Origin of the sequence: Actinoplanes sp. NPDC051633 (assembly GCF_040681735.1) — a bacterium.
GTDB lineage: Bacteria > Actinomycetota > Actinomycetes > Mycobacteriales > Micromonosporaceae > Actinoplanes.
In genome coordinates this window covers 1-2,235 of record NZ_JBFAZH010001227.1, presented here as the reverse complement: position 1 = coordinate 2,235, position 2,235 = coordinate 1, and the positions used below count along the sequence as shown (strand labels likewise).

The 2,235-nt window shown below is 70.8% G+C and carries 3 protein-coding genes; 2 read left to right on the top strand and 1 reads right to left on the bottom strand.

Going from position 1 to position 2,235, the window contains the following annotated elements:
• Window positions 1-286, bottom strand: a 286-nt coding sequence (locus AB0M20_RS39335; protein ID WP_364306127.1) for a Gfo/Idh/MocA family oxidoreductase, incomplete at its 3' end; no start/stop codon positions are given.
• 202 nt (window positions 287-488) lie between these two features.
• Between AB0M20_RS39335 and AB0M20_RS39330 the strand changes: the two genes are divergently transcribed.
• Both AB0M20_RS39330 and AB0M20_RS39325 read left to right on the top strand, forming a co-directional pair.
• Window positions 489-1,652 carry an endo-1,4-beta-xylanase gene (locus AB0M20_RS39330; protein WP_364306126.1) on the top strand — a complete coding sequence of 388 codons (1,164 nt, stop codon included), beginning with the start codon at window positions 489-491 and terminating at the stop codon, window positions 1,650-1,652.
• Between the two features lie 122 nt (window positions 1,653-1,774).
• A complete protein-coding gene (locus AB0M20_RS39325) occupies window positions 1,775-2,197 on the top strand; it encodes a hypothetical protein (RefSeq protein ID WP_364306124.1) in 423 nt (140 codons plus the stop codon).
• Window positions 2,198-2,235 lie beyond the last annotated feature (38 nt).

The following is a 2,235-nucleotide window of genomic DNA, read 5'->3' as shown; positions in this document are numbered from 1 at the left end:
TGAGGCACATCGGCTTCTCCACCAGCACGTGGATGCCGCGGTCGAGGGCGGCGACGGTGACCTCCGCGTGGTATTCGTCGCTGTTCAGCACGAGCACGCAGTCGAGGTCGCCGTCGTCGAGCATCGCGCCCGCATCGGCGTAGCGCCGCGGGACGCCCGCGCCCACCCGCTCCAGCAGCGTGGGGGAGATGTCGCAGACGGCAGCGATCTCGAACCTCTCGGGCAAGGACCGCAGCACCGGCAGATGGACGACCTGCGCCACCTCGCCGAGGCCGATGACTCCCATCGAAAGCCGACGCAAATCCGGCCTCCTCCCATCGGTGGCACGCGTGCAAAACGTTTTGCGCCGCTGCAGCCGCAGCGTAACCGCAGGACCGCGAAGGAGGCAACCAAGTCTTGCCGCCAGCGGTGCGACGCCCGTACGCTGCCATCCACGCGCGGATGGCAAAACGATTTGCACATCTCGCACCCTTCGGTTCGGAGGCGACATGCGCGACTTTCCCGTCCCTCGACGTTCCCTGCTCCTCGGCGCGGCCGGTGCCGCGGGACTCACCGTCGCGGGCGGCCTGCCCGGCCCGGCGTCGGCCACCGGCGCTCGTCCGCCCCTCTGGAAGGTTGCCCGCGAGCGCGGCATCGCGTTCGGCTCGTCGATCGCCACCTGGCAGTTCGACGACGACTACCCCGCGCTCTTCGCCCGTGAGGCGAAGGTGTTGTTCACCGAGGACGATCTGCTCTGGTACCGGCTCAAGCCGGCGCCGGACGCGCCGCTCGACTTCTCCTACGCCGACCGGATCATCGGCTTCGCCGAACGCCACCGGATGCGGGTGTTCGGCGCCCACCTGGTCTGGGACGAGGGCTTCGGCGAGGGCTGGCCGGAGGACTACCTCTGGTCCGTCGACGAGGCGGAGGCCCGCGAGCTGCTGTTCGGCACGCTGACCGCGACCGTCCGGCGCTACCGCGGCCGGGTCGACGCGTGGAGCGTGGCGAACGAGGTCACCAGCCCCGAGGGGGAGCGCGGATTCCGCACCGACGTGCCGTGGTGGGAGACCATCGGCCCGTCCTATGTGGCCGAAGCGTTCCACCTCGCCCACGCGGCCGACCCGCGAGCGCTGCTGGTGATCAACGAGTTCGGCTTCGAGACGGTCAACGAGTGGGGCGACGAGCCGGAGCCGCGGCGGCGGGCGACGCTCCAGGTCATCGACCGCCTGCTGCGCGATGGTGCACCCGTGCACGCCCTCGGCATCCAGGCTCATCTGCTCGCCGACAGGTTCGCCGAGCGGTTCGATGCGCGGGCCTACACCCGCTGGCTCGACCGGGTGGCGGACCGCGGTCTCGAAATCCTGATCACCGAGCTGGACGTGCTCGACGACGGGCTGCCGGCCGAGGTGGGCCCGCGGGACGCTGCGGTCGCGGATGTCTACCGCCGGTATCTCGACGTGGCACTCGGCCATCGGGCGGTCAAGGTGGTCCTGACGTTCGGCCTCACCGACCGGTACACCTGGCTCCAGGAGGACCAGCCCCGCGAGGACGGCGCCGCCCGCCGGCCGCTGCCCTTCGACGAAGATCTGCAACCGAAGCCGGCGTACCGGGCGCTGGCCCACGCCCTCGCGTGCGCGCCCGCCCGCCACCCGCTGTGGACGTTGCCGGCCTGACCCGTCGCGCGCCGACACCAGAAACCCGCCCCCCGCATTGACGGGCTGCCCGGCCTCTCGCCGCCGGTCCCGGATGGAAACGTCATCCGGGACAAGCGAGACACAGCGAGGCGGAGGAAACGATGACGGAGCAGAAGATCGCCGGTCGGACGACCGGACTGAACATCGAGCGGGTCTACCAGACCGCCGTGCCCGCGGAGGACGTCGCCAAGACGCTCGCGGAGCACTTCCGCGGGCGGGAGTTCGAGGCGCAGGTGTTCGGGTCGGCCGGGGGACATGTGGTGATGCAGGCGCGCAAGGAAAGCCTGTGGCGTCAGCTGCTGGGCGTCTCGTACGCCATCACCGTGGTCGTCGCGCCCGGCGAGGGCAAGCTGTCCATCGGCCTGGGCGGCCACGAGTGGGTCGACTCGGCGGTGAGCGGAGCGATCGGGCTGGTGGCCGTCCCGCCGGTGCTGTTCGGCACGGCGTACGGCATCTGGAAGGAGAACCAGTTCGACAAGGAGGTCTGGCAGGTGATCGACGAGCGGATCGGCGCCGCCGCCTGAGCGCCGTGGGACGCTTCCGACCGTGAGCACCACGCTCA

Coding starts and splice junctions, on each gene's coding strand:
- AB0M20_RS39325 (WP_364306124.1), top strand. CDS start 1,775: ATGACGGAGCAGAAGATCGCCGGTCGGACGACCGGACTGAACATCGAG.
- AB0M20_RS39330 (WP_364306126.1), top strand. CDS start 489: ATGCGCGACTTTCCCGTCCCTCGACGTTCCCTGCTCCTCGGCGCGGCC.